Annotated in this window: 22 protein-coding genes and 1 other RNA gene; 3 read left to right on the forward strand and 20 right to left on the reverse strand. The window is 72.3% G+C overall.

What is annotated here, in order from left to right; genetic code table 11:
- Positions 1 to 68 precede the first annotated feature (68 nt).
- Entirely contained in the window at positions 69 to 875 is an 807-nt protein-coding gene (locus ACI793_RS03150; protein WP_456604907.1) for an LLM class flavin-dependent oxidoreductase, read from the forward strand.
- On the opposite strand, the gene ACI793_RS03155 is transcribed toward ACI793_RS03150, so the two are convergent.
- From ACI793_RS03155 to prfB, 16 genes are all read right to left on the reverse strand, one after another.
- Complete coding sequence (locus ACI793_RS03155) at positions 860 to 1,525, reverse strand: NADPH-dependent F420 reductase (RefSeq protein WP_456604908.1); 666 nt, start codon at positions 1,523 to 1,525, stop codon at positions 860 to 862. The genes ACI793_RS03150 and ACI793_RS03155 overlap by 16 nt on opposite strands.
- Before the next feature lie 60 nt (positions 1,526 to 1,585).
- Positions 1,586 to 1,732: a methionine/alanine import family NSS transporter small subunit gene (locus tag ACI793_RS03160; protein ID WP_456604909.1), complete on the reverse strand. Its 147-nt coding sequence runs from the start codon at positions 1,730 to 1,732 to the stop codon at positions 1,586 to 1,588.
- Positions 1,729 to 3,363 (reverse strand): sodium-dependent transporter, encoded by a 1,635-nt coding sequence (locus tag ACI793_RS03165; protein WP_456604910.1) that lies wholly within the window; start codon positions 3,361 to 3,363, stop codon positions 1,729 to 1,731. Before ACI793_RS03165 ends, ACI793_RS03160 begins: the two co-directional genes overlap by 4 nt.
- Positions 3,364 to 3,525: 162 nt before the next feature.
- Positions 3,526 to 3,901: a transfer-messenger RNA gene (gene ssrA / locus ACI793_RS03170) on the reverse strand.
- A gap of 167 nt (positions 3,902 to 4,068) precedes the next feature.
- Positions 4,069 to 5,199 (reverse strand): magnesium and cobalt transport protein CorA, encoded by a 1,131-nt coding sequence (locus tag ACI793_RS03175; protein ID WP_456604911.1) that lies wholly within the window; start codon positions 5,197 to 5,199, stop codon positions 4,069 to 4,071.
- A 272-nt stretch (positions 5,200 to 5,471) separates the two neighbouring features.
- A complete protein-coding gene (locus tag ACI793_RS03180; RefSeq protein WP_456604912.1) occupies positions 5,472 to 6,851 on the reverse strand; it encodes an SLC13 family permease in 1,380 nt (459 codons plus the stop codon).
- Entirely contained in the window at positions 6,848 to 7,120 is a 273-nt protein-coding gene (locus tag ACI793_RS03185) for a hypothetical protein (protein WP_456604913.1), read from the reverse strand. Before ACI793_RS03185 ends, ACI793_RS03180 begins: the two co-directional genes overlap by 4 nt.
- Before the next feature lie 71 nt (positions 7,121 to 7,191).
- On the reverse strand, positions 7,192 to 8,070 hold the full coding sequence (locus tag ACI793_RS03190) for an SCO6745 family protein (RefSeq protein WP_456604914.1): 879 nt from the start codon (positions 8,068 to 8,070) through the stop codon (positions 7,192 to 7,194).
- Positions 8,071 to 8,079: 9 nt separating this feature from the next.
- Positions 8,080 to 9,078, reverse strand: coding sequence for a GNAT family N-acetyltransferase (locus tag ACI793_RS03195; protein ID WP_456604915.1), 999 nt, complete (start codon positions 9,076 to 9,078; stop codon positions 8,080 to 8,082).
- A gap of 43 nt (positions 9,079 to 9,121) precedes the next feature.
- A complete protein-coding gene (locus ACI793_RS03200) occupies positions 9,122 to 9,499 on the reverse strand; it encodes a VOC family protein (protein WP_456604916.1) in 378 nt (125 codons plus the stop codon).
- On the reverse strand, positions 9,499 to 10,395 hold the full coding sequence (locus ACI793_RS03205; RefSeq protein ID WP_456604917.1) for an amidohydrolase family protein: 897 nt from the start codon (positions 10,393 to 10,395) through the stop codon (positions 9,499 to 9,501). Before ACI793_RS03205 ends, ACI793_RS03200 begins: the two co-directional genes overlap by 1 nt.
- Positions 10,392 to 11,315 carry an NADP-dependent oxidoreductase gene (locus tag ACI793_RS03210; RefSeq protein ID WP_456604918.1) on the reverse strand — a complete coding sequence of 308 codons (924 nt, stop codon included), beginning with the start codon at positions 11,313 to 11,315 and terminating at the stop codon, positions 10,392 to 10,394. The genes ACI793_RS03205 and ACI793_RS03210 overlap by 4 nt, the downstream gene beginning before the upstream one ends.
- A 91-nt stretch (positions 11,316 to 11,406) precedes the next feature.
- A complete protein-coding gene (gene smpB / locus ACI793_RS03215; protein WP_311347097.1) occupies positions 11,407 to 11,883 on the reverse strand; it encodes an SsrA-binding protein SmpB in 477 nt (158 codons plus the stop codon).
- A gap of 278 nt (positions 11,884 to 12,161) precedes the next feature.
- Complete coding sequence (gene ftsX / locus ACI793_RS03220; protein WP_456604919.1) at positions 12,162 to 13,046, reverse strand: permease-like cell division protein FtsX; 885 nt, start codon at positions 13,044 to 13,046, stop codon at positions 12,162 to 12,164.
- A 53-nt stretch (positions 13,047 to 13,099) separates the two neighbouring features.
- A complete protein-coding gene (gene ftsE, locus ACI793_RS03225; protein ID WP_456605185.1) occupies positions 13,100 to 13,780 on the reverse strand; it encodes a cell division ATP-binding protein FtsE in 681 nt (226 codons plus the stop codon).
- A gap of 179 nt (positions 13,781 to 13,959) precedes the next feature.
- The gene (prfB, locus tag ACI793_RS03230) at positions 13,960 to 15,069 is read right to left on the reverse strand and encodes a peptide chain release factor 2 (RefSeq protein WP_456604920.1); all 1,110 of its coding nucleotides are present in this window, start codon (positions 15,067 to 15,069) and stop codon (positions 13,960 to 13,962) included.
- Positions 15,070 to 15,115: 46 nt separating this feature from the next.
- Here prfB and ACI793_RS03235 point away from each other — a divergent pair, with 46 nt between their 5' ends.
- A complete protein-coding gene (locus ACI793_RS03235; protein WP_311347100.1) occupies positions 15,116 to 15,403 on the forward strand; it encodes a DUF6343 family protein in 288 nt (95 codons plus the stop codon).
- Positions 15,404 to 15,419: 16 nt separating this feature from the next.
- On the opposite strand, the gene ACI793_RS03240 is transcribed toward ACI793_RS03235, so the two are convergent.
- Both ACI793_RS03240 and cutA read right to left on the reverse strand, forming a co-directional pair.
- Positions 15,420 to 17,204: a putative bifunctional diguanylate cyclase/phosphodiesterase gene (locus ACI793_RS03240; protein WP_456604921.1), complete on the reverse strand. Its 1,785-nt coding sequence runs from the start codon at positions 17,202 to 17,204 to the stop codon at positions 15,420 to 15,422.
- Positions 17,205 to 17,315: 111 nt separating this feature from the next.
- Entirely contained in the window at positions 17,316 to 17,660 is a 345-nt protein-coding gene (gene cutA / locus ACI793_RS03245; RefSeq protein WP_456604922.1) for a divalent-cation tolerance protein CutA, read from the reverse strand.
- A gap of 58 nt (positions 17,661 to 17,718) precedes the next feature.
- On the opposite strand from cutA, the gene ACI793_RS03250 reads away from it, so the two are divergent.
- Complete coding sequence (locus ACI793_RS03250) at positions 17,719 to 17,955, forward strand: hypothetical protein (RefSeq protein ID WP_456604923.1); 237 nt, start codon at positions 17,719 to 17,721, stop codon at positions 17,953 to 17,955.
- A gap of 60 nt (positions 17,956 to 18,015) precedes the next feature.
- On the opposite strand, the gene ACI793_RS03255 is transcribed toward ACI793_RS03250, so the two are convergent.
- Positions 18,016 to 19,158 (reverse strand): hypothetical protein, encoded by a 1,143-nt coding sequence (locus ACI793_RS03255; RefSeq protein WP_456604924.1) that lies wholly within the window; start codon positions 19,156 to 19,158, stop codon positions 18,016 to 18,018.
- The gene (locus ACI793_RS03260) at positions 19,155 to 19,610 is read right to left on the reverse strand and encodes a hypothetical protein (protein WP_456604925.1); all 456 of its coding nucleotides are present in this window, start codon (positions 19,608 to 19,610) and stop codon (positions 19,155 to 19,157) included. The genes ACI793_RS03255 and ACI793_RS03260 overlap by 4 nt, the downstream gene beginning before the upstream one ends.
- Positions 19,611 to 19,775 lie beyond the last annotated feature (165 nt).

The raw sequence follows: 19,775 nt of genomic DNA on the forward strand, positions 1-19,775 counted from the left end.
TATGCGGAGCCTCCCCGGGCCGTCGCCGCACCCGGGAAACCGTCACCCCCCGGCCCTACGGTCGGCGCATGCGCACGGGTCTCAGCATCCCGGTCATGGACGAGCCTGCCCCGCTGGTCGAGCTGGGCGTCGCCGCGGAGGCGAACGGGTGGGACGGCGTCTTCCTCTGGCACCACGTCGTCGGTACCCCTGATCTCGCGATGCCGGTGTCCGACGCGTGGGTCGTGCTCGGGGCGCTGGCGGCGAGGACGGAGCGGATCCGCCTGGGCACGACGATCACCGCGCTACCGCGCCACCAGCCGCAGGAGGTCGCCCGCCAGGCGGTGACCGTGGACCGGCTGTCCGGGGGCCGGATGGTGCTCGGCGTCGGGCTCGGCGAGCCGCCGACGGAGTACACCGCGCTGGGTCGGAGTGCCGAGCGGCGCGTCCTCGCCGGCATGCTCGACGAGGGGCTGGACGTCGTGTCCGGGCTGTGGTCGGGGCAGCCGTTCAGCCACACCGGCGAGCACTACACGTTCGACGACGTGCAGTTCCTGCCGACGCCGCTCCAGCAGCCACGCATCCCCGTCTGGGTCTCGGCGATGACGCGCAACGCGCGCACCCTGGGCCGCGCCGCACGGTGGGACGGCGTCCTGCTGGGCGCGATGACGGCCGAGGGCGGGATGGACGTGCTCCCGCCCTCGGCGGTGGCAGAGGTGGCTGCGCGCCCGGACGCGCCGGCCGACGTCGTGGTCGCCGCGCCCGCGGGCACCGATCCGGCGCGCTACGCGGACGCGGGAGCCACCTGGGTGCTGCTCACCGGCTGGGTGGACGAGCTGCGGGAACTGGCCTCGGCCCGACCACCCGGCTCGTCCGCGGCTCACATGTCGCGGTAGCGGACGGCCGCGTCGAGCCCCTTCCGCAGCCAGTCCTCCTTGACCGGACGGCCCGGCTGGGAGAAGACGGCGTACGCCCTGGTGTCGCGCTGGTAGCGCCAGCCCTCGGCGAGCGGGCCGACGTCGTAGGCGTCGTACCCGATGGCGTCGAGGAAGGCGGTCACCGTCTGCTTGGCGTCGTCGGCGTCACCGGCGATGGCGAGCACCGATCGGTCCGGGTCACCCGCCGGCTTGGCCAGCGGGACCATGCCGGCGGCGGGGACGTTGTTGAAGCACTTGACCACCCGCGACTCCGGGAGGTGCGCCTGCAGCAGCTCGCTGACCGTCGTCGACTCGTCGTCGAGCTCCGGGATCTGGCCGTCGCGCTGCGGGTAGTAGTTGTTGGTGTCGATGACGACCTTGCCGCGCAGCGGCTCCACCGGCACCTCCCGGTAGGCCTTCAACGGGACCGAGACGACGACGAGGTCGCCGGCCTCGCCCGCCTCGGCAGGGGTGGCGGCACGGGCGCGCGGGCCGAGCTCCCCGACGAGGTCGGCGAGGGTGTCCGGGCCACGGCTGTTGCTCAGCACGACGTCGTAGCCGGCGGCGACCGCCAGCCGGGCGATCCCGCCACCGATGAGTCCGCTGCCGATGAGTCCGAGAGTCGTCATGACCCTCGCAAGGCGAGGGTGACGGAGATCATTCCTCCGGCCGTTCCGTGTCCGCCGAGGTCAGCGGTCCCGGGGCACGTCGCGGGCGGGCTCCTCGGCGCGATCCTCGACGGCGCCGTGGCGGACCAGGCTCGCGATGGCCAGGGCGAGACCGCCCCAGATCACGATCATCGCCACCACCATCATCACGATCGCGGCCGTGCTCATCGGAGTCCTCCCTCGTCGTCCCCGGCCGCCGGGCGGCTGTGGGGAACCGGGTCCGGCCCGGCGGTCGCATGCAGCGGCTCCACCGGATCGGAGCCCGGCGGCGGGCCGTCCAGGTGGGTCCCGGCGCGCCACGGCAACCGGGCGACGAGGAAGGCGATCAGCGGCAGCGCCAGGACCATCCCCCAGCCGAAGACCACCAGCAGCCAGGTCGGGTAGTCCTCGTACGGCGCCTCCAGGTCGTCCCGCAGGGCGAAGCCGAGCACGAGGGCCAGACCGACGGGGGCGACGAGGCTCACCAGCACGCGCCAGCCGGCGCCGACCCGGGGGCGGCCGTGCACGTTGAGGTGCCCGCCGAGTGTGGTCAGGGCCCGGAGCACCCAGGCGACGACCAGCATGCTGATCAGTGCGACGACGAGAATGCCGTACTGGTTGACGAAGTGGTCGACGACGTCGAGCACGTAGAGGCCGCTCGTGGTGCTGAAGAACACCAGGCTCAGCACGGCGGCGGGGATGCCGACCGCCAGGGTGGCGGTGAGGCGGCCGGTGTCGAGCTTGTCCCGGACGGCGGAGATGACGACCTCGATCACGCTGACCAGCGAGGTGATGCCGGCGATGACCAGCGAGCCGAAGAACAGGACGCCGATGACGGCGCCACCCGGGGCCTCGCTGATGATCGCCGGGAAGGCGATGAAGGCCAGCCCGATCCCGTCGTTGGCGACGTCGCCGACCGCGACGCCGCTCGCCTGCGCCATGAAGCCCAGGGCGGCGAAGACGCCGATGCCGGCGAGGAGCTCGAAGCCGGAGTTCGAGAAGCCGACGACGAGGCCGGAGCCGACCATGTCCTCGCGACGGCCGACGTACGAGGCGTACGTGATCATGATGCCGAAGCCGATGGACAGCGAGAAGAAGATCTGACCGAATGCGGCTGCCCAGACGGGGGCCGAGGTGAGCGCCGACCAGTCCGGCGTGAACAGCGCGTCCAGGCCGGAGGCAGCGCCGTCGAGCAGCAGCGCCTGCACCACGAGGGCGACGAAGGCGAGCACCAGCACCGGGATGAAGACCAGCGCCGCGACGCCGATCCCGCGCTGGACACCGAGGGCCATGATCACGAGCACGGCGACCCAGACGATCAGGAGGGGTACGAGTACCCCGGGCACCACGTCGGTGGTGATCTCGAAGTCCCCGACCTGCAGGAACTCGCCGAAGAAGAAGTCCTGGGGGTTCTCGCCCCACGCCTCGTCGAGCGAGAAGAAGGTGTACCGCAGCGCCCAGGCGATGACCGCCGCGTAGTAGACGGCGATCATGAAGCAGATGCCCACCTGCCACCAGCCGAGCCCCTCGGTCCCGCGGCGCAGCCGGGCGAAGGACAGCGGTGCGGAGCCGCGGTGGCGGTGACCGATCGCGTAGTCCAGCAGCAGGAACGGGATGCCGGCGGTCAGCAGCGCGACCAGGTACGGCAGCAGGAAGGCGCCGCCACCGTTCTCGTAGGCGACGTAGGGGAACCGCCAGATGTTGCCGAGCCCGACGGCCGACCCGATCGCCGCCAGGATGAACACGCGTCTGGAGCTGAACCCGCCGCGGCGACGCTCCTGGTCGGTCGGCTCCGTCGCTGGTCCCGTCGTGGCGCTCATGCGACCTCCCGAGTCGTGATCCACCGGGGCCCTCGCGCACGGACTCCGGTCGACGTCCCGTCGATGCAGAGAGGATGGCAGGACTGGAGCATCTCGGCTCCCCGGACCGTCCCGGGACGACGAACGCCCCGGACCTGGTGGTCCGGGGCGCTGGTCGTTCAGGGGTGGAGGTGGCGGGAATCGAACCCGCGTCCTTCGACGCATCACCAGGGCTTCTCCGAGCGCAGTCTGCGTTGCCTCTGCTCGACCCCGTCGATCATGCAGACATGTCGACGTGACGGGCCCAGTCGCTGTTTGGTGTCCCACGCGCGCCCGCGACCGGCGCGCGCAGTGAGTCATCTAGCTGATGCCAGGATCCGGGCCGATGACGAACCCGGGCTGACAGACTCGCCTAGCTGCTATCAGGCAGCGAGAGCGAAGTCGCGCTGATTGGAATCGGCGCTTGTGTTTTTTGCAACGGATGGTTAACGAGCTCATCGTTGCCTTCCTCGGCTCGCTTCCCCTGGTCACCCGACCGAAGTCGAGACCATTCACCCCCTGTGTAGTTGTTCAGACAGGGTAACGGCTCGCGCGGGCGGGATGTTCCCCCGCGTCGCCGCCGCCCCTCTGCCGGGTTGATCATCGTCTCGTTGCCGCTCGACACGCCGGACAGCGGCGTGTCCCCGTGCATCAACTCGATGATCGGCGGGAGGGAGGGACGGCGGCTCAGATCCAGTCGCGGCGCTTGAAGACCAGGTACAGCGTCAGGCTCACGCCGAACATCAGGACCAGCGCGAACGGGTAGCCCCAAACCTCGTCCAGCTCCGGCATGTGATCGAAGTTCATGCCGTACACGCCGCCCACCAGACTGGGTGCGAACAGGATGGCCGCCCAGGCCGAGATCTTCTTGACCTCCTCGCCCTGGGCGATGCTGGTCTCGGTCAGCTCGCGGATCTCCTCGTTCTGCCGCTGCGCGACCAGCGTCGCGTTCACAGTGAGGATGTCGCGCAGCTGCATCCGGAACGCCTCCACCCGCTCGTTGACCTGGCTGACGTGGTCGGCCACGTCGCGCAGGTAGCTGCGCAGCTCCTCGTCGACGCCGTACTTGTCGAAGCCGGCGGTGATGGCGGCGAGGATGCCGGTCAGCGGCGCGGCGGCGCGCTGGAACTCGAGCACCTCCTGCGAGAGCTCGTAGATGCGCCGCGACACCCCGGGGTCCCCGCCGAACACCTGGGTCTCGATCTCGTCGATGTCGTTGGCCAGCCCGGCGACGACCGGCGAGTACCCGTCGACGACGGCGTCCAGGATCGCGTAGAGCACCGCCTCGCTGCCCATGGCGAGCAGGTCCGGCTCGCTCTCCAACCGGCGGCGCACGCGGGCGAGGTCGGGCGACTCGCTGTGCCGCACCGTGACGGCGAAGTTGGCACCCAGGAACAGGTGGAGCTCCCCGAACTCCACCTCCTCGGCGGCGTCCAGGTACCGGGCGGCCTTGAGGACCACGAACAACGTGTCGCCGTAGCGCTCGAACTTCGGCCGCTGGTGGGCGGTGATCGCGTCCTCGACGGCGAGTTCGGGCAGGTCGAACAGCTCGGCGAGCTCACCCAGCTCACGGGGCTCGGGCCGGTAGAGCCCCAGCCAGGCCAGCCGCTCGTCGTCCTCCTCCAGCCACTCGTGGGTCTCGGCCACCGAGTCCGGCGTGGCCACCCGGCGACCGGACGAGTAGACGGCGTTGTCCACGACGCGGGAGCGGGGCGGCGGTGCGTCCGCCGGGGGCGGTGCGACGCGCGGTTCCACGCGCTGTGGACGGCGCGTCAGGGTGGTCAGGGCGCTCAGCGGCGCGAGACGGCGCTCGGTCATGAGGGGGCCTCCCGGAGGGCAGGGACGACGAGGGACACCGGGAGGTCCTCGCGCGCCGGCCCCCTGCAGGTTCCGCCGCGAGCGTGCGAGCGTGCGAGTGGCGGGGGCAAGGGGTGTTCGTCAGGCGGGGAGGACCTCTGTACCGGTACTGGGAGGCTCGCTGGGCATGCGCTCTCCCTCCGGTCCGGGCCGCCGTCCGTCGCGGGGCCGTCGTCCATGATCCCATGCGGGATCCGCGGATGCGCCCGGCCGCTGACTCCTCCTGGTGAGGTTCAGCTCATGGTGCCGAGCACCAGGTCGACCAGGACCGGGAGCAGCAGCACGATCAGCAGCGCGCCGAGCACGTCGAAGGAGATGCCCGACCGGATCATCTTGGTGATCGGCACGACGCCGGAGCCGTAGACGATCGCGTTCTGCGGCGTGGAGACCGGCAGCATGAACCCGAACGAGGCGGCGAACGTCGCCGCGAGCGCCGGCACGAACGGGTTGATCCCGGCGGCCAGGGCCACCGGGATGATGATCGGCACGACGACCGCGGCCGACGCGGTGTTCGACGTCGTCTCGCTGATGATGATCGCCAGGATCACCGCGAAGACGGTGATCGCGAGGGTGCTGGTCAGGCCGAGCGAGTCCGCCGACGCCTGCCCGATGGTCTCGGCGAGCCCGGTGCTGGCCAGCAGCGAGCCGAAGATGATCCCGGTGCCGAACAGCAGGATCGTGCCCCAGTCGATCGTCGCCGCGTCGCTCCAGTTGAGGGTGAACTCGCGCGACTTCCAGTCGGTGGGCAGCAGGAACAGCAGCGAGGCGCCCAGGACGGCGACGATGCCCTCGTCGAGCCGGTCGCTGATGGTGGCGTACAGGTCGGACTCGGTGCCGGCGGTCAGCGCGATGATGCCCGGGAAGATCCACAGCGCGACGGTGACGCCGAACGCGATGAGCGTGTTCCGCTCGGCGCCGGAGAAGGGGCCGATCTCGGCCCGCTCCTTCGAGACGTACTCGTGCACGCCCTCGATCCGCTTGATCTCCGGCTTGTTGATCAGCAGCAGGACGATCGTGAGCGCGACGAACATCAGCGCGCAGATCGGCAGCGCCATGAGCATGCAGTCGAGGAAGCCGATCCGCTCGCCGGTCGCCTCCTCGATCAGCCCGCGACCGATCAGGTTGGGCGGGCTGCCGACCGGGGTGAGCAGGCCCCCGACCCCCGCGCCGTAGGCCAGCATCAGCATCAGCGCGATGCCCACCCTCAGGCGCAGCGGGTCGAAGTCCGCCTTCACCAGCTCCTTGTCCTGGAGCAGCTTGGCGATGACCGACAGGACGCCGATCGCCGTCGGCAGCAGCATGGCGACGGTCGCGGTGTTGGAGACGAACGCCGACAGCACCGCGGTGATGAAGCCGAAGGCGATGATCACCCGCGCGGTCGAGGCGCCGACCCACTTCAGGGACAGGATGAACATCGCGAAGCGCCGGGCCACACCGTGCTTGAGCATGGCCGCGGCGAGGATGAACGCGCCGATGAAGGTGAACACCGTCGTCGAGCCGAACGGCGCCAGCGCGTCGTCGGCCGGCACCACGCCCAGGACGACGATCGCCCCGACGCCGATGAGGCCGCCGATCGGGATCAACACCGGCTCGGTGATCCACAGGACGATCACGCCCAACAGGACCGGGCGAGCAGGTGCTGGTCGCGCGGCAGGTCGATCGGCACCAGCGCGAAGACGATCGTCACCACCGGCGCGAGGAACAGGCCGACGGTGCGGCGGCCCCGCTCGAACTTCTCCTCGGCCGGGCTGAGCTCCTGCTCGCCCAGGCTGCGGTAGGTGGCGCTGCCCCGGAAGGCGGCATCCACGTCCGTCCGCTGCCCCGTCCCGCGGCCGTGCACGTCGGCCTGGACCTCGCCCTGCTCCCGCTCCGTCGCGGTCATGACGCCTCCCGGCGCTGGGGAACGATGCAGACCCTAGGGAGCACCGCGCCCGGCGCCGACCGGGAGGGCGATCAGCTCCTCGCCAGGCCCGACGCGCTCAGTGCGCCGTTGGCCACCAGCGTCCGCGAGAACTCCTTGGCGAGCTCCACCACGCGGGCGGTGCGCTCGGGTCCGAGGAAGAGCCAGGGGTCGGCGGAGAGCGCGTCGGTGTGCACCTCGAGGCGGGCCCGCAGCTCCAGGCCCTCCTCGGTCAGGCCGGCGTCGTCGACCAGGCCGCGGTCGGCGAGGGCCTGCGCGGCGGCGGCCCACTCCTCCTCGGTCCAGCCACGGGTGGCCTTGGCCGCCTCGGGGGTGAAGCCGCGCCCCATCGCGGTGTGGGTCACCAGCGCCTCGATCCCGGACAGGCCGGAGTGCAGCAGTGCGGCGACGTGCCCGTCGCCGCGGTGCTCGCGCAGCAGCGTGGCCCCGTGCCACAGGACCAGCAGCGGCTCCTCCGGCCACGGCAGGTCGGCGTGCCCCGCGTAGAGCGCACGGCCCTCCGGCGACAGGACCGAGCAGGCTTCCCGGAGCAGCCCGCTCAGCTCGCCGATCTCGTCGGAGGACGCGGCGTCCCCGAGCAGCCGGGTGAGCGAGGCGCGGGCGGCGTCCAGGCGGGCGGCGAGCACCTGCTCGGGGCTCGCCAGCGTCCAGGCGGCCGGGATCGTGCGCGCCACGAGAGCCGGTGAGAAGTTGTAGAAGGTGGCGGTCACCGTGCCCGCGCCGACCGCGCCCATGGCCGCCGAGCGCCCGGCGAAGTAGCACATGCGCCCCGGTCGCAGCCCCACCGCGGTCAGGTGCTGCTCGGTCTCGGGGGCGAAGTAGACGTGCGAGTGCAGCAGCTCGACGGCGCGGTGCGCCCGTGCCACCTGCCGCGGGTCGAGAGCTTCGGGGGACGGATCGGCGCTGACCATGGGCGCACCCTAGCCATCCGCGGCCGGATGGAGCGCCACGGACCAGGTGATCTGCCGGCGCACGGTGCGGAAACCCAGTGACTCGTACAGCCGCAGCGCCCCGGTCACGTTCCCGCTGTCGACCTGGAGGCCCGCCCGCTCGCAGCCTCGGTCGGCGGCGGCCCGCAGCACCGCGGCGATCACGGCGGAGGCGATCCCGCGACCCCGGGCCGCGGGCAGCACACCGATCTGGCCGAGGTGCACCTCGTCGACGCCGGTGGCGAGCGAGTCGGCCTCGTAGACGTAGCCGAGCGCGTACCCGGCCACCGCGCCGTCCGCGAGCGCCAGGACCGAGAGGTCCGGCCGGAAGGAGCGCTGACCGGTGAAGAGGGTCTGCCACGTCGCCTCGTCCCGCTCCGCGGATCCGTGGTGCTCGCTGAAGGACACGTTGTGCGCGCGCCGCACCTCGTCGTCCCGGTCCCAGCTGAACGGCACCAGCTCGACGCCCGCGATGTCCGGGACGGCGGGCAGCCCGCTCAGCGGGCGTCGCATGAGGAAGTACCAGCGCTCCTCCCGGAGACCGGCACGGCGCAGCAGCCCCTCCAGCGAGGTCATCGACGTGGGCGCCAGGACGTCCAGGACGGCGGGCGACCCAGGGTGACGCGCGAGGTGCACCTCCCGGCCGCGCGCCAGCTGCCATGCGAGCACGGCCCGCCCGACCCCGCGCGCCCGCCAGGCGGGGTGGACCCGCGCCTCCAGGGTGATCCGGAAGGCGTCCCGGAACGTGGGCAGCCCCAGGACGGTGGCCCAGGCGACGAGCTCGCCGCCGGTCGTCCGCACGGCGAGACCGTCACGCTCGAGGTCGACGAGGTCGTTGACCCACCACTCCATCAGGTCCTCGGCACTCCAGTGCTCGCCGGTGTCGTCGATCGCCTCGGCCACGGCCAGCAGCTCCGCGGCGTCGGTCACGTCCGCCGGGGTGAGTGCTGCGGCGGTCAGTCCGGCGGGCAGGACGGGAAGGGCGGCCACGTCGCCGGAGGGTAGACAGCCGGCCGCAGCCGAGCCAGCGGTTTCAGCGACGTACGAACAGGCAGAACGGGTGCCCGGCGGGGTCGCGGTAGACCCGCACGATCTCGGCGTCGTCCTCGTGCCCGCCGACCTGCTCCGCGCCGGCGTCCTCCGCGATCGCACCGGCGGCATCGAGGTCGTCGACCAGGAGGTCCAGGTGCAGCTGCATCTGCTGGGCCCCGGGTTCCGGGGGCCAGACCGGCGGGACGTGGTCCTGCTCCAGCTGGAACGACAACCCGGTGCCGCCGTCCGCCGGGCGCAGCGTCGCCCACTGGTCGGTGTCGTCCCGGAGCGGCCAGCCGAGCAGCCGCTGGTAGAAGCGCGCCAGCCCGCGCGGGTCGGGTGTGCCGAGGACGGTCGCGGCGAACGTGACGACGGGCATCAGGCCTCCAGTCCGAACAGTCGTGCGCCGTTCCCCCACAGGACGGCGCGCAGCCACTCCTCCCCCAGGTCGAGCCGGTGCAGCGCCTCGAGCTGGTGCGCGTAGGCGTACGGGATCGACGGGAAGTCGCTGCCGAGCAGCACCTTGCTCCTCAGGTCCGACAGTCTGGGCAGCTCGGCGCGGTCGAAGGCGTTCCTCCCGCGCTCGGTGAAGTCGGTGGCGAACATGGTCGTGTCCAGGTGCACCCGTTCGAAGCGCTCGGCCAGGTCGAGGAACTCGCGGTACTCGGGCATCCCCAGGTGGGCGATGACCAGTTGCAGGCGCGGGAAGCGCTGCAGCAGGCCCGCCATGGGTTCGGGACCGGTGTGCTCGCCGGCCAGCGGCCCCGAGCCGCAGTGGATGACCACCGGCGTGCCGGTCTCCTCGAGCCGCGCCCAGACCTCGTCGAGCAGCCGGTCCCGCGGGTCGAAGGCGCCCACCTGCACGTGCACCTTGAACACCCGCGCGCCCCGGTCCAGCGCTGCGGCGACGTAGGCCGGCGCCTCCGGCTCGGGGAAGAAGGTCGCCGACTGCAGCACCTGCGGCCGGCCGTGCGCGAACTCGGCCGACCAGTCGTTGAGCCAGGCGGCCATGCCGGGCTTGTGCGGGTAGGGCAGCGTCGAGAAGGCCCGCACCCCGAGCCGCTCGAGGACGGCGAGGCGCTCCTCGACCGGCAGCCGGTAGGTGATCGGCCAGGTCGCGGTGCCGTAGTGGTCCCGGGCCGCGCCGAAGTAGTCCCACACCTTGGCCTGCACCCGCTCCGGCAGGAAGTGCACGTGCACGTCGACCAGCCCGGGCAGCCCGAGCTCTCCCCAGTAGCGCGGGACGTCTGCGTCGTCGACAGGCGGCGTGGTCATCGGAGGGTGACGACGACCTTGCCGCGGACGTGGCCCTCAGCGACCAGGCGGTGGGCCGCCACGAGGTCCGCCAGCGGGAAGGCCTTGGCGATCGGCACCCGCAGCTGGCCCGCGTCGGCCATGCGGCCCAGCTCCTCGAGGTCGTGCTGCTCCGGGCGCACGAACACGTAGCGGCCGCCCATCTCGTTCACCGCCGGGTCGACCACCGAGGCGATGCGGGAGACGTCGCGGACCTGCTTCGGGGCGTCGGCGAGGGTGTCGCCGCCGACCAGGTCGAGGACGGCGTCGACCGGCTCGGACAGCTGGGCGCTGATCGGGCCGGCAGAGTAGTCGAGCACCTCGGCGCAACCAGCGTCGGTGAGGAATCCGTGGTTGCGCGGGCTCGCCGTCCCGATGACGTGCGCGCCCAGGGCGACGGCGATCTGCACGGCGTTGAACCCGACCCCGCCCGAGGCCCGGTGGATCAGCACCCGGTCGCCCTCGCCGACGTCGAGCGCCTCGGTCAGCGCCTGGTAGGCGGTCAGCCCGGCCAGCGGGAGTGCGCCGGCCTCGGCGAAGGAGAGCGAGACGGGCTTGTGCGCCAGGCAGCGCTGCGGTGCGGGCACCAGCTCGGCCGCCGTCCCCCACTGGACGTCGTCGCGGCGCACGTAGCCGAACACCTCGTCACCCGGCGCGAAGGCGACCACCGCGGGGCCGACCGCCTCCACGACGCCGGAGACGTCCCAGCCCGGGATGATCGGGAAGTGGTGCGGGAAGAAGCTCGCCAGGCCGCCGGCGCGGATGCCCATGTCGACCGGGTTGACCCCCGCGGCGTGCACGCGCACGAGCACGACATCCGGGCCGACGGGCGGCTCCGGGAGGTCGTCGCGCAACGTCAGGACGTCGTCGTCCCCGAACCGGTCGTAGGCCATTCCACGCATGCGGTTCACCGTAGGCGTCAGTCGCGGGAGCCGCGGTACGGCAGCCGAGCCGGCAGGAACCGCGGCTCCGGTCACCTCACCGCGGCTGCGGTCAGCGGCGGCCCTTCACGTACCGGCCGAAGGCCTTCTGGATCTCGCGGCGCGAGTCGCGCTCGGCCATGTCGTGCCGCTTGTCGTAGGACTTCTTGCCCTTCGCCAGTGCGAGGGTCGCCTTGACCTTGCCGTCCTTGAAGTACAGGTCGAGCGGGACGAGCGTGAGCCCGCCCTCCTTGATCTTGCCGATCAGCTTGTCGATCTCGCTGCGGTGCATGAGCACCTTGCGCTTGCGACGGGGGGCGTGGTTGGTCCACGTCCCCTCCATGTACTCGGCGATGTGGACGTGCTGGAGCCACACCTCGCCGTCGTCGATCGAGGCGAACCCGTCGACGAGCGAGGCGCGGCCGGCACGGAGGCTCTTGACCTCGGTACCGGTGAGCACCAGGCCCACCTCGTAGGTGTCGAGGATCGAGTAGTCGTGCCGCGCCTTCTTGTTCTGGGCGATGAACTTGCGCCCCTGTTCCCGCGGCATCCCACCACCTTACGTCGGTGCATGATCAATTTCCGGAGAGCGTGCCCGCCCGCTCGCCCCCGTCCCGGCGCCGAGGCGGCCTCCCCTCGTCAGGGTCGGGGCTGCCCGGCGGCGGACGGCGGTCGTGCGCCCGCCCATCACCGGGAGCACCGCGGCGGGATGGGACAGCGTGAACGGCACGCCGCAGCCTGCCGCGTGCTCGATGGTGGCCCGCCGAAGACTCGCCCGGTGCCGGCTACCGCCGCCGGGTGCCTGCTCTCCGGAAGGGCGCCCAGCCGCTACAGGCGGACGTACAGGCGCAGCGTCACGTAGGCGGCCGTCGCGGCCAGCGCGACGCCGACCCCGGAGACGATCACGCTGTTGGTGATGATGTCGTTCCACTCGACCTGCGGGATGATGCCGGCCTTGATCGGCCCGGACAGCGTCTTGTCGACGAACAGCACCTTGGTCACGACCAGCCCGCCCGCGGCGAGCAGGCCGCCGATGAGGCCGGCGAAGGCGGCCTCGAGGATGAACGGCAGCTGGGTGTACCACCGCGACGCCCCGACCAGCCGCATGATGTTCGTTTCGTTGCGACGGTTGAACGCGGCCAGCTGGATGGTGTTCGAGATCAGCAGCAGCGCCGCCAGCGCCTGGACCACCGCCACGGCGATCGTCGCGTTGCGGGCGCCGTTGAGCAGGCTGAACAACCGGTCGAGGAAGTCGCCCTCGTCGCGCACCTGGTCGACGCCGGCCTCACCGTTCGGGAACTGCTCGGCGATGACCGGGTAGCGCTCGGGGTTGACCAGCTCGACGCGGAAGCTCTCCGGCAGCGCGTCCGGCGGGGTGTTCTGCACCAGCTCGGGCTGCTGGCTGAACTGCTGCTGGAAGCGCTCGTACGCCTCTTCCTTGTTCTCGTAGACGAAGCTCTGCACCTCGGACGAGGAGGACAGCTGGGACTCGATGGCCGCGCGCTGCTCCTCGGTGACGCCCTCGGCGAGGAAGATGGAGACCTGGACCTTGTCGTAGTAGATCTCCTTCATGTCGGAGATCATCCCGGCGATCAGCAGGCCGGTGCCCATGAGACCGAGCGAGATGGCCGTCGTCAGGATCATCGCGACCGTCATGGTGAGGTTGCGACGAAGCCCGGTGGCCACCTCGGAGAGCACGAAGTTGACGCGCATCGATGTCCTGTCGTGTGTTTCGGAGGGTCTGGGTCAGCGGCGGGCCGGGCCGCTCAGCGGCCCACGCCGTAGACACCACGCGACTGGTCGCGGGTGAGGGCTCCCCCGTTGAGCTCGATCACGCGGCGGCGCATCGAGTCCACGATGTGGTAGTCGTGCGTCGCCATGATCACCGTGGTGCCGGTCCGGTTGATCCGCTCGAGCAGCAGCATGATGCCCTCGCTGGTCTCGGGGTCGAGGTTTCCGGTCGGCTCGTCGGCCAGCAGCACCAGCGGGCGGTTGACGAAGGCGCGGGCGATGGCCACCCGCTGCTGCTCGCCGCCGGAGAGCTCGCCGGGCAGCCGGTTGGCCTTGCCCTCCAGGTTGACCATCTCGAGCACCTCGGGCACGACCCGCTTGATGGTCCGGTGCGGCTTGTTGATCACCTCGAGGGCGAACGCCACGTTCTGCGCGACGGTGCGGTTGGGCAGCAGGCGGAAGTCCTGGAAGACGCATCCCATGGTGCGGCGGAGCTTGGGCACGTTCCTCTTGCTCAGGGTGTTCAGCGCCTTGCCGTTCACCGTGACGGTGCCGGTGGTCGGGTCCTCCTCCTTGAGCAGCAGCCGGAGGAAGGTCGACTTGCCGGAACCGGAGGAGCCGATGAGGAAGACGAACTCCCCCTTGTCGATCTCCGTCGACACGTCGTCCAGTGCCGGCCGGCCGCTGGCCGGATAGAGCTTGGTGACGTGTTGCATTTCGATCACGAGGCGCCACGGTACTAGCTACGGGTGCCTCCGCCGGGCGTTCGCCACGGAACTCGCGGGACTCGTTCTCGCCGTGCGTGACCGTCCCCGGGCGTCGGCCCAGGAGACCGGTCACGCACCGTCGGGATCCGGTCCGCGAGCCGCGCGGGGAGTGACCTCGCCGACAGCCGTCAGGCGGCGGGGGCCTCCTGCTGACGACGCCACCGGATGCCGGCCTCGATGAAGGCGTCGATCCCGCCGTCGAGCACGTCCCCGGGGTTGCCGCTCTCCTGCTCGGTCCGCAGGTCCTTGACCATCTGGTACGGGTGCAGCACGTAGGAGCGCATCTGGTTGCCCCAGCTGGAGCCCTCGCCCTTGAGCGCGTCCATCTCCGCCTTCTGCTCCTGCTGCCGGACGACGAGCAGCCGGGCCTGCAGCACGCGGAGGGCCGCGGCGCGGTTCTGGATCTGGCTCTTCTCGTTCTGGCAGGAGACGACGATGCCGGTGGGGATGTGGGTCATGCGGACGGCGGAGTCGGTGGTGTTGACGCTCTGCCCACCGGGACCCGACGACCGGAAGACGTCGACCCGGATCTCGTTCTCGGGGATGTCCACGTGGTCGGTCTGCTCGACGACCGGCAGCACCTCGACCCCGGCGAAGGAGGTCTGCCGGCGGCCCTGGTTGTCGAACGGCGAGATCCGCACCAGCCGGTGGGTGCCCTGCTCGACCGAGAGCGTCCCGTAGGCGTAGGGCACCTTCACCGCGAAGGTGGCCGACTTGATGCCGGCCTCCTCGGCGTAGCTGACGTCGTAGACCTCGGTCGGGTACTTGTGCCGCTCGGCCCAGCGCAGGTACATCCGCATGAGCATCTCGGCGAAGTCGGCCGCGTCCACGCCGCCGGCCTCCGAACGGATCGTCACCAGGGCCTCGCGGGAGTCGTACTCACCGTTGAGCAGGGTGCGGACCTCGAGCTCGTCGATGACCCCGCGGATGCTCTCCAGTTCACGCTCGGTCTCGGCGAGGGTGCCCTCGTCACCCTCGTCGGCCGCCATCTCGTGCATGAGGGCGACGTCGTCCAGGCGGCTGCGCAGCTCCTCGACGCGGCGCAGCGTCCCCTGCAGGAACGACAGCCGGGAGGTGAGCGCCTGCGCGGCCTCGACGTCGTTCCAGAGGTCGGGGGCGGTGGCCTGCTGCTCGAGGTCGGCGATCTCCTGGCGGAGGTCGTCCACGTCCAGGACCGCCTCGATGGACTCCAGGGTCGTGTTCAGTTCATCGAGTACGACGGAGAAGTCAGCAGCCACGTCGACCCAGGGTAGTGGGCCGCCCGGCCGGGTAGGCATCCGTGGCATGAGTCAGTCTCGTGAGCCTCGTTCCCGGGAGGACTACGCCCGCGGCCTCCCCGACCACCACGACCCGACGGCGGGCTTCGCCGGCGCGCCACCGGCGCAGTCGGCGCTCACCCTCCGGCTGATCCTCGCGCTGTTCGGTCTCGTCGTCTGCCTGGCCGGCGGGGTGGGCTGGCTGCTGACCGACCTGCCGGCCTGGCCGGCGTTCGTGCTGCTGTTCTTCGCGGCCGTGGCGGTCGTCGACCTGGTCGTCATCGTGCGCCGCAAGGCGCGGGGCGAACCCGGCTGACCGGCGAGCGGACCGGTCAGCGCACGCCGAAGTGGGCGAACTCCCCCAGCGGAGCCGGCGCGAGCGCGTCGCGCTGCGCGAACACCCACCCCGGCACGTCCTCGGCGGGCATGGGCCTGGCGATGTGGAAGCCCTGGGCGAAGGTGCAGCCGAGGTCGCGGGCGAGCGCGAGCTGGCCCGCGGTCTCCACGCCCTCGGCCAGGCTGCGGATCCCGCAGGCCTGCCCGAGGGCCACCACGGCGGCGATCGCGGCCGCGGCGCGGTCGCGGTTGCCCTCGGTGAAGTTCACCAGGCTGCGGTCGATCTTCAGCATGCCGGCCGGCAGGCTGACCAGCTGGGCGAGCGAGGAGAACCCGCTGCCGAAGTCATCGATGGAGACCTCGACTCCCCGGCGGCGCAGCTCCGCCATCTGCTCGGCCGCCAGCTCGGGATCCTCGGCGACGGAGGTCTCGGTCAATTCGACGACCAGCAGCTCCGGGGGGACGCCGGCGGTGGTGAGAGCGGTGAACACGTCCTCGACGAGCGTGCCGCTGGAGAACTGCTCGGCGCTGATGTTGATGGCCACCACGAGCCGGATCCCGATCCGCTCCCATGCCGCGATCTGACGGGTGGCCTCGGTCATGACCCAGCGGGCCAGCGGCGTCATGAGGTCGTGGGCCTGCGCCGTGGGCAGGAACTCGCCGGGCTGCAGCAGGCCGCGCCGCGGGTGCTGCCAGCGGACCAGCGCCTCCATGCCCGTGCAGCGACCGGTCGGCAGGTGCACGACCGGCTGGTAGTGCAGCACCAGCTCGTCCCGGAGGAGGGCGTCGCGCAGCTCGGCGGCCAGCGTCGCGCGGCGCTCGGCGGCGTCCCGGAGGTCGGGGCTGAAGACGTGCACGCGGTTGCGGCCGGCTGCCTTGGCCGCGTACATGGCCAGGTCGGCGTCGCGGACCAGGTCCGTCGAGCGCAGGTACCGATGACCCGAGGTGCCGGCGATGCCGATGCTGGCGCCGAGGCGGATCACCCGGCCGGCGAGTTCGTAGGGCCGCTCCACGGTGGCGCGCAGCCGCTCCGCCAGGGCCGCGGCGTCGGCTGCCGAGCAGCCGCGGGACAGGATGACGAACTCGTCGCCGCCGAGGCGCCCCACGGTGTCGCCCTCGCGGACCGTCGCGGTGAGCCGGGCGGCCACCTCCCGCAGCAGGTCGTCGCCGGTGTCGTGGCCGAGGGAGTCGTTGACCTCCTTGAACCCGTCCAGGTCGAGGAACAGCACCGCCGGCGTCCTCCCCGGAGCGGCGAGGTCGGCGTCGATGAGTTCGTGCAGGTAGGCGCGGTTCGGCAGGCTCGTGAGCGCGTCGTGCCGCGCCTGCCAGGCCGAGGCCCGCTGGGCGCGCACCCGCGAGGTGACGTCGGTGTGGGTGACGACGATGCTGCCCGCCTGGTCGACCCGGGAGGCCTGCAGGTGGAACCAGCGGGTGCCCGACGGCAGGGGCACCGGGTAGTCGGCCGTCGCGGAGTCGCGCAGCCCCATCGAGACCTCGCGGACGCCGGCCACGAGTTCCCGGGTGGGCTCGTCGTCGCGGACCTGGAGCGCCAGCGCGAAGTAGTCCCCGCCGACGGCCACGCGGAACCGGTCGTCGTCCAGGACCTCGGCGGCCATCCTCCAGGCCGAGTTCGCCAGCAGCACCGTGCCGCTGGAGTCCAGCAGCAGCGTCGGCGAGGGCAGCGCGTCCAGGACGGCCTCGACCAGGAGCGCGGCACCGGGCTGGTCACCGGCACGACGGCGTACGTCGGCAGGCAGTGCCCGGCTCGGTCGTGGTCGCACGTCCCCGCCCGTTCGCTCCTGGGACGCCGTCTGCGTCCGCGCCCTCCCCCATCGGCGCGCGCGGGAGGCGGCGTCAGCCCCGGACCGGGCGGGCCGCCCCCAAATGGTGAGTCACGGCTCCCGGGTCTGCGCGGCGACCCAGCGAAGGTACGCGGGATTGCCGCCGACCAGCGGCAGGGCGAGCACGCACGGCACCTCGTAGCCGTGCAGCTCCACGGCGCGGGCGACGACCGCCTCCACCAGCGACCGGCGGGTGTGCAGGGCGACCCGCGCCTCCGCCTCGTCGTGGACGGCGCCGTCCCAGCGGAACACCGAGCGGATCGGGGCGATGTGCTGGCCGCAAGCCACCAGCCGCTCCTCGACCAGCGTGCGGGTCAGCGCCACCAGCCGCTCGACGTCCGCGTCCGTGACCACGACCTCGCAGCACTCCTCGTCCACGGCACGATCCTGACGCACCGGGCGACTTTGCGGGTCGGCCGCATGACTTGCGCGTGCACGCGGGTAGGGGGACCTCATGACCGACGAGAAGACGATCGACATCGACGGCGAGACCTACGTCCTGCGTCACGACGGCGACGGCCTGCAGGTGGGCCGCCGCGTCGACGGCGACGTGACCTGGCTCGACACCGTGGCCGACAGCCTGCTGCCCGAGGGCGCCCGCTCGGCGCTGGACTCGGGCGACACCTCTGACCCGGCCCTGCAGACCGCCGTGCGCGGCGTGCTCGAGGCCGAGGTGCGGCGCGGCGGCTGATCCGCTCCAGGAGGTACGGCACGGGGTGGTCGCGGGTTCCGCGACCACCCCGTGCTGCGTTCAGCGGTGGCCGCGACCCCGGTCACGGCCTCGGCCACGGTCCCGGTCCTCGTCCTGGGCACGCTCCCTGGCCTTCGCCCAGGCCTCCGCGATCTCGCGGAGCCGGGCCCTGTGCCGGTCGTGGATCTCCTGCCACGAGGGCCGGTCGACCTGCGGCCGGGGCGGGGGTGCCGGCAGTGGCGCGGGTACCGGGGCCGGTGGCCGCGCCGGTTGGGGCTGCGGCTTGGGAGCGGGTGTCGCCGCGGGGGTCCTGGGGCGCGCAGGTGCGGGCGCCGCAGCCGGAGCGCGGGGAGCGGCCGGCGCGGGGCGGGCGACCGGCGCACGGGATGCCGGTGCCGGACGCGGTGCCCCGTCAGCAGCCGCCGGCGCGGGAGCCGGGACGACGAGAGCTGCCGGCGGCATCACGGGCGCGGGTGCCGACCCCTGACGGAGCGTCGGTTCGGCGTCCGCCGGCCAGTCGGGGTCGACCGCGGGCCAGGCGGCCCAGGCAGCCCTGTCGAGCAGCTGCGGAACGACCTCGGCCACCGTCCTCCGCTCCAGGCGCTCGGCGGTGGCCGAGCCGATCGCGGCCGCGGCCGTCACGTCGCACGCCGCCGTCTGCAGGAAGTTGCGGTCGGCGACGCAGGCGGTGCGCGCACGCACGGCGGCGGCGATGTCCAGGACCAGCGCGCCGGCGGAGTCCTGCAGCGCCCGGGCGGCGTCCTCGGTCCGAACACCTGCCAGCGCCGGGCGCAGGAGGGCGGCGATCTCGGGAGCCGACGGGATCGGCAGCGGTGCGACGGCCAGGAAGACCGGCTGCGGCCCGATCTGCCAGCGCACCACCTCACCGGGCAGCATCACCATGGCGCTCTCGGAGGTCCGGCGGACGACGTCGGCGAGGGCGTTGTTCTGGGCGCGCAGCGACACGCGCTCCCCGAACTCACCCCTCCCCGAGACGACGACCGGACGGTCCCGGTCGTTGCGCAGCGTCATGCTGCTGCCGTCGACGCACGCCGAGATCGGGAAGGTCGCCGGCACGCTGCCGCGGCTGGTGTCCGAGCTGCACAGCTCCGGGGCGGCGTCCGTGGGGGCGGCGGACGCCACCGGCACACCGAGCAGCGGCGCCACCAGCAGCACGGCCGAGGCGAGGACCCGCCGCCTCACGTCGGGAACCCGCACGCCGGCTGCGCCTGGGCGCCCACCTGGTCCAGCCCGGCGGTCACCGCGCCGCGGACCGGATCGGTCAGCGGCCCGTTGCCGACCTCGCCGAGGGCTCCCACCAGACCCTCCAACGCCGTCGCGAGCCCGTCGTGGCCGCCCTCGGTCCGGACGTCGGAGAGCACGGCCAGCAGCTCCCGTGCGGCCGCGGTGACCTGCGTGCGCGCCTCGACGTCCGGGCCGGCGGCCAGTGTGCCGATCGAGACGGAGAGCCGCCCCAGCTCCTGCAGGGAGGCCAGCCGGTCGCAGAAACCGGGTGCTCCTCCGGGTGCCTGGTAGGCGGACAGCGCGACGTCCGCGTCGGCCGGAGGACTCGGGTCCTCCGACGACACGCAGGCAGCGACGGCGGCCAGGACGACGGCCGACACCCCCAGGCGGACGGCACCGGCGATACGCACGCCGAGAACCTAGGACTCCGGGTAACCGCTTCCGGCACCCGTCGAGCGCCGCCACCCGGTCGTGTGACGCTCTGCCGCGGCCCGATGTCACCCGGGGTGGTGGCACGGGCCCGAGGGACGGCTCGGAGCCGATCTGACCCGGAGGGGTGAGACCGCGTCAACCAG

The sequence above is a fragment of the Blastococcus sp. SYSU DS0617 genome (assembly GCF_054051075.1).